This window comes from Achromobacter sp. (assembly GCF_032113835.1).
Lineage (GTDB): Bacteria > Pseudomonadota > Gammaproteobacteria > Burkholderiales > Burkholderiaceae_B > Achromobacter.
This window is the reverse complement of the sequence record NZ_DAMCTG010000154.1, coordinates 1-6155: the sequence shown is the minus strand read 5'-3', so window position 1 is coordinate 6155 and position 6155 is coordinate 1. Positions and strand designations below refer to the sequence as shown.

General features: G+C 66.2%; 5 protein-coding genes. 4 read left to right on the top strand and 1 reads right to left on the bottom strand.

The features are described from left to right. The 4 genes from priA to RT697_RS26665 form a co-directional block, all read left to right on the top strand. Positions 1-843: primosomal protein N' (gene priA / locus RT697_RS26680; RefSeq protein ID WP_313702640.1), on the top strand; the 843-nt coding region annotated here is incomplete at its 5' end. A gap of 242 nt (positions 844-1085) precedes the next feature. After that, positions 1086-3149 carry a UvrD-helicase domain-containing protein gene (locus tag RT697_RS26675; RefSeq protein WP_313702639.1) on the top strand — a complete coding sequence of 688 codons (2064 nt, stop codon included), beginning with the start codon at positions 1086-1088 and terminating at the stop codon, positions 3147-3149. Positions 3150-3220: 71 nt separating this feature from the next. Beyond that, positions 3221-4075: a class II glutamine amidotransferase gene (locus RT697_RS26670; RefSeq protein WP_313702638.1), complete on the top strand. Its 855-nt coding sequence runs from the start codon at positions 3221-3223 to the stop codon at positions 4073-4075. A 125-nt stretch (positions 4076-4200) separates the two neighbouring features. Next, complete coding sequence (locus RT697_RS26665) at positions 4201-4818, top strand: hypothetical protein (protein ID WP_313702637.1); 618 nt, start codon at positions 4201-4203, stop codon at positions 4816-4818. A 75-nt stretch (positions 4819-4893) separates the two neighbouring features. Here the strand turns inward: RT697_RS26665 and dapD are convergent, their stop codons facing one another. Continuing rightward, positions 4894-5871 carry a 2,3,4,5-tetrahydropyridine-2,6-dicarboxylate N-succinyltransferase gene (dapD, locus tag RT697_RS26660; protein WP_313702636.1) on the bottom strand — a complete coding sequence of 326 codons (978 nt, stop codon included), beginning with the start codon at positions 5869-5871 and terminating at the stop codon, positions 4894-4896. Between the last annotated feature and the right edge of the window lie 284 nt (positions 5872-6155).

The following is a 6155-nucleotide window of genomic DNA, read 5'->3' as shown; positions in this document are numbered from 1 at the left end:
CGCGGCCATCGCCTGCAGTGCCATCACTGCGGCTATCAGGCCCCCGTGCCGCGCGCCTGCCCCGAATGCGGCGACCAGGACTTGGCTCCCATGGGCCGCGGCACGCAGCGGGTCGAGGAACACCTGGCCGAACTCTTTCCCGAGGCGCGCATCCTGCGCATCGACGCCGACAGCACGCGCAAGAAGGGCAGCGCCGAAGCCCTGTTCGCGTCCGTGCACGCGGGCGAGGTCGACATCCTGGTCGGCACGCAGATGGTGGCCAAGGGCCACGACTTTGCGCGGCTGGGGCTCGTCGGCGTGCTGAACGCGGACTCCATGTTGTTCGCCCACGATTTCCGCGCGCCCGAACGCCTGTTCGCGCAGCTGATGCAGGTGGCTGGCCGCGCAGGCCGCCATCAGGGCAACGGCGAAGTGTTGATCCAGACCGGGTATCCCGAGCAGCCCGTCTACCAAGCCTTGCTGCGCCACGACTACGCCGGGTTTGCGCGCCACGCGCTGCACGAGCGCGAAAGCACCGGCTTGCCCCCTTACGTCTACCAGGCGCTGCTGACCGCCGAGGCGCGCGAGCTCAAGGTGGCCCAGGCGTTTCTGGAGCAGGCCCGCGTGCTGCCCGAGGGCGAATGGGCGGCCGATTTCCCCGGCATGGACGCGATCATGCTGTACGACCCCGTGCCGCTGCGCGTGGTGCGCGTGGCCAACATCGAGCGCGCCCAACTGCTGGCCGAAAGCAGCAGCCGGCCGGCCCTGCAGGCGTTTCTGGCGTCGTGGTCGCATCATCTGCCTTACCTGGCCAACGAGGCGCGCGTGCGCTGGCAACTGGAAGTCGATCCGCTGGAAATCTGACGGTGGATCGTCCTGTGTGACGGTGCGCGGATCTGTCCCTTCTGCAACCCGCCGGTGCGTCATCGACCCGATTGTTCTATGATCGTCTTCCTCTATCGCACCGGCGCGGCAGACCCGCTGCGGCGGCTGCGCCCGTCCCCTTTTTCTCGCGTTTTTCCGGCCCATTGACGGGCAGCGGCTGGCCCTTTGCTTGCCGGCTGCGCTGGCATGGCCGCCGCGACGCATGACGATCTGAATCTCCAATGTCCGCAAGCGAACCGATTGGCCACGGCATGAATCCCGCGCAGCGGGAGGCGACGCTCTACCTGGACGGCCCTTGCCTCGTCCTGGCGGGCGCCGGCAGCGGCAAGACGCGCGTCATCACGCAGAAGATCGCCTACCTGCTGCGCGAATGCGGCTACATGGGCCGCAACGTCGTCGCGCTGACCTTCACCAACAAGGCCGCGCGTGAAATGGACGAGCGCGTGAAGACGCTGGTCGACCGCAAGCTGTCCAAGGGCCTGATCATCAGCACCTTCCACTCGCTGGGTGTGAAGATGCTGCGCGAAGAAGCGCGCAACGCGGGCCTGAAGCCCACGTTCTCCATCCTGGACGCCGACGACGCCATGGGCATCATCCAGGAACTGCTGGCGACCACCGACAAGGCGCGCCTGCGCCACGTGCAGGGCATCATCTCGCTGTGGAAAAACGCGCTGCTGGAGCCGGACGACGCCGCGCGCGAAGCCATCACACCGGGCGACGTCGAAGCCGCCAACGTCTACCGCAGCTACGCCGCCACGCTGGCGGCCTATCAGGCGGTGGACTTCGACGACCTCATCCGCATTCCCGCGCAACTGCTGGCCAGCAACGAAGAAGTGCGCACCCGCTGGCAGAACCGCGTGCGTTACCTGCTGGTGGACGAATACCAGGACACCAACGTGTGCCAGTACCGGCTGGTGCAGTTGCTGACCGGCCCGCGCGCCATGTTCACCGCGGTGGGCGACGATGACCAGGCCATCTACGCCTGGCGCGGCGCCACCATCGAGAACCTGGCCAAGCTGACCACCGACTACCCGAACATCAAGCTCATCAAGCTCGAGCAGAACTACCGCTCGGTGCAGCGCATTCTGGCGGCGGCCAACCAGGTCATCGAAAAGAACCCCAAACTCTTCGAAAAGAAGCTGTGGTCCGAACTGGGCGTGGGCGAACCCATCCAGGTGTCGGCCATGGACGGCGAGGAGCAGGAGGCCGAATCCATCGCCATGAAGGTGTCCGCGTCGCGCTTCGAACGCCAGGCCCAATGGAAGGATTTCGCCATCCTGTATCGCAGCAATCATCAGTCGCGCATCCTGGAGCAGGCGCTGCGCAATCTGAAGATTCCGTACACGATCTCCGGCGGGCAAAGCTTCTTCGACAAGGCCGAGGTGCGCGACATCCTGGCCTATCTGCGGGTGCTGGCCAACGACGATGACGACCCCGCCTTCATCCGCGCGGCCACCACGCCCAAGCGCGGCATCGGCCAGGCCACGCTCCAGGCGCTGGGCCAGTACGCCGCCAGCCGCGAGCTGTCGCTTCTGGCCGCCGTGGCCGAAACCGGCCTCGAAAGCGTGCTGGCGCCGCGCCAGCTTGAACAGCTGCGCACCTTCGCGGAATTCATCCGCCGCATGCAGTGGCGCGCCGGTCGCGGCGCGGCCTCGGGCAAGGACGCGGCGCCCGCGGAACCCGCCGGCGCCATCCTTGACGACCTGCTCGAAGCCATCCAATACGAACGGCACCTGTTCGAACTCTTCGAAGAACGGCCCGCGCAGACGCGCTGGCAGAACGTTCTGGAGCTGACCGGCTGGCTCAAGCGCAAGGCCGAGGAAGACAACATGACGCTCTTCGACCTGGTGCAGCACGTGGCGCTGGTCACCATGCTGGAGCGCGGCGAGGAAGAAGCGCCCGACGCCGTCAAGATGTCCACGCTGCACGCCTCCAAGGGCCTCGAATACCCGCACGTGTACCTGGCGGGCGTGGAAGAAGGCCTGCTGCCGCATTTGGGCAAGGATGACGAAGTCGGCGATCCCGCGCGCGCCGCCGAGAACCTGGCCACCCGCATCCAGGAAGAACGGCGCCTGATGTACGTCGGCATCACGCGCGCGCAGCGCAGCCTGCACCTGAGCTGGTGCAAGCGCCGCCGCCGCGCGCGCGAAGACCTGGTGCGCGAGCCGTCGCGCTTCATCGAGGAAATGGGCCTGGGCGACGTGCGCATCCAGGAGGACGACGCCACGGCCGCCATGAGCCCCAAGGAGCGCATGGCCATGCTGAAGGCGCTGCTGAACAAATAGGGCCGGCAGCGGGCTTGGAGAAACGCACGCCCCGCTCCTACACTGGCCTGTCCGGATCGAAGGAGCGCATCATGTGCCGTTGGCTGGCTTACACCGGTAGTCCCCTGCAGATGGAGAGCGTGCTGTTCAAGGCCAAGCACTCGCTCATCGAACAGAGCCTGCATTCGCGCCTGGGCGCCACCACCACGAATGGCGACGGTTTCGGGCTGGGCTGGTACAGCCGCCCCATCGAAGGCCGCCCCATCGAACCGCCGTTCCGCTATCGCAGCGTGCATCCGGCGTGGAACGACCGCAATCTGCGCGAGGCGGCCCGCGCCATCCATGCGCCGCACTTCGTCGCGCACATCCGCGCCGCCACCGACACGCCCGCGCAAGAAACCAACTGCCACCCTTTTCGGCACGCGCAATGGCTGTTCGTGCACAACGGCCTCATCCGCGACTATCCGCTGCTGCGGCGCGATCTGATGCTGATGATCGCGCCCGCGTATTTCGGATCGCTGGAAGGTTCCACGGATTCTGAGGTGATGTTCCTTCTGGCGCTGACGTTCGGCCTGGACGAGGATCCGATCCCCGCGATAGCCCGCATGGTGGGCGCGGTCGAGGAAACCGGCCGGCGCCATGGCGTGGCGCATCCCATCAACATGACGGTGTGCGCGCTGGACGGCGAGCGCCTCATTGCCGTGCGCTATTCCAGCGAGGGCGACTCGCGCACGCTGTTTCACAACACCTGCGTGCGGCACCTGCGCGAACTGTATCCGGACAACGCGCAGATCGCCGCCATGGACGACGACGCCTTCCTGCTGCTGTCCGAGCCGTTGTCGGACATGGCCGGCGTCTGGGAAGAAGTGCCCGAATCCACCGCGATCATCGCTGGGCGCGGCGACGTGCAGCACCTGCGTTTCGCGCCGATTCCGCCGGGCGAGTGATCTGCATCGAAAGTGCGGGAATTGGGGGCATCAAGCACGTATTCCGCATATGGGGGAGAATACGGCTCGCAAGACATTGCGACGTCCTGGGCCGCGATAGCACCCCAATCCATTCAGGAAGTTGCATGACAGATAGAGAAACCCCGCAAGCCATAGACGCATTCGCGGTGTTTATCCGCACGGGGAGCGCCCCGGATTGCTTTGAATTGCACGAAGAAGGCGTTGTCAGCCAGGAAGGCGGCGCCCGCATCTACACCGCATTCGCGGACATCCAGGATCTCTGCCTCTACACCGGCCAGCCGGACGCTCCAGCAGGATCCGCCGACCGCCTGGCGTACCGCAGCGCCGCGCAAAACGCCTGGACGGTTGCCGCCGGCGTCGACGAATTCCCCACCTTCATGGATGCCTTCCGCTCGCACTACGTGGCGCGCCGGCTGCCGGTTCTGGAGTCGCTGACGGAGCAGGGCGCACGCGTCACGTTCCGCTATGTCACCGGCGGCACCTTCCCCGACCTGGAAACGCGCGAAGTGTCCCTGTCGGCGCAAGGCCTGCACATCGACGGCGTCACGTGGCCCTACGAGTCGCTGCAGCCCATCGATCTCAAAGACTGGACCGACACGGTCACGCTGCAGGACGACAGCGGCAAAACGGTCTTCTCGTGCCGCGTTGCGCGGATCCTGAGTTCCGACCTCTTCGTCAACCTGGTGTACAACCAGTTGGGGCAAACGGCGGAATACGCCTGACGCCAAGGCGCCGGCTCGGGGGACCGAGCGCACGCCGCATGACTGATATGGCCGCTCGCAGCGGCCATATTCCATTCAGTGGCCCGAATGCAGCGCGGGATTCAACGTGCCCCACGCCGCGGTGCGCACCAGCGCTTCCACCGCGCCGGTCTGCGAATTGCGGCGGAACAGCAGCCCATGCTGACCGGCCAGCGATACCGCCTTGACCACCGCGCCCTCCGGCGTCAGCACGCGCGTGCCGGCGGTGACGTAGCAGCCGGCCTCCACGACGCAATCGTCGCCCAGTGAAATGCCGATGCCCGAATTGGCGCCGAGCAGGCACCGCTTGCCGATGGACACCACCTGCTTGCCGCCACCCGACATGGTCCCCATGATCGACGCGCCGCCGCCGATATCGGTGCCATCGTCCACGATCACGCCCGCGCTGATGCGGCCTTCGACCATGGACGCGCCCAGCGTGCCGGCATTGAAATTGCAGAACCCTTCATGCAGCACGGTGGTGCCCGGCGACAGATGCGCGCCCAGCCGCACGCGTGCGGTGTCCGCGATGCGCACGCCACTGGCGACGACGTAATCGGTCATGCGCGGAATCTTGTCCACGCCACGGATTTCCAGCACCTGTCCGGTGGCGCGCAAATGCCAACGCAGCGCGTCGACCTGATCCACCGCACACGGCCCCACCGAGGTCCAGGCGACATTGGCGAGCACGCCAAACAACCCATCCAGATTGGCGCCATGCGGTCGAATGAGCCGGTGACTGAGCAGATGCAGGCGCAGATAGGCGTCATGGGCATCGACGGGCGGCTCGTTGAGCGACGAAATGGCGGTACGCACGGCCACGATATCGACCTTACGGCGCGTGTCCCGGACGAGCGCCGTGGCAACGTGCTCGCCGAGGGCGGCGCGCGCTTCTTCCGGCGTCAGATGACGAGTGCCGGTGGGGGGCGCGTTGTCGGCGAGCGAGGGCCGCGGATACCAGGTGTCAAGGATGGTGCCGTCGGCGGCTAACGTGGCTAGGCCGTAGGCGATGGCGCTGGTGGGGGCGGCGGACATGAGAGGTGGTGGGGGATGGCGATTTTGGTGGGCGTCATTCTAGGCGAATGGGTGTGGATGTTGGTGGTATTTGGGTGGTGGTGTCTTTTGTCTACGTATGTGGCTTTACCTAGGAGTCTGACACCAGTTGAGCATTTGTCGTAGGTGTCAGACACCCGTTGAGACGGTGATCCGCGCTGACGATCGTCTGGCCAGGGTGTCTGACACCGGCCCTCGAGGCGATAGTCTCCGTAGGTCGCCCGACGCCGCGGTCACCGGGGAGGCGATCGCCCACGATTGCGGTC

Coding starts and splice junctions, on each gene's coding strand:
- RT697_RS26675 (WP_313702639.1), top strand. CDS start 1,086: ATGTCCGCAAGCGAACCGATTGGCCACGGCATGAATCCCGCGCAGCGG.
- RT697_RS26670 (WP_313702638.1), top strand. CDS start 3,221: ATGTGCCGTTGGCTGGCTTACACCGGTAGTCCCCTGCAGATGGAGAGC.
- RT697_RS26665 (WP_313702637.1), top strand. CDS start 4,201: ATGACAGATAGAGAAACCCCGCAAGCCATAGACGCATTCGCGGTGTTT.
- dapD (WP_313702636.1), bottom strand. CDS start 5,871: ATGTCCGCCGCCCCCACCAGCGCCATCGCCTACGGCCTAGCCACGTTA.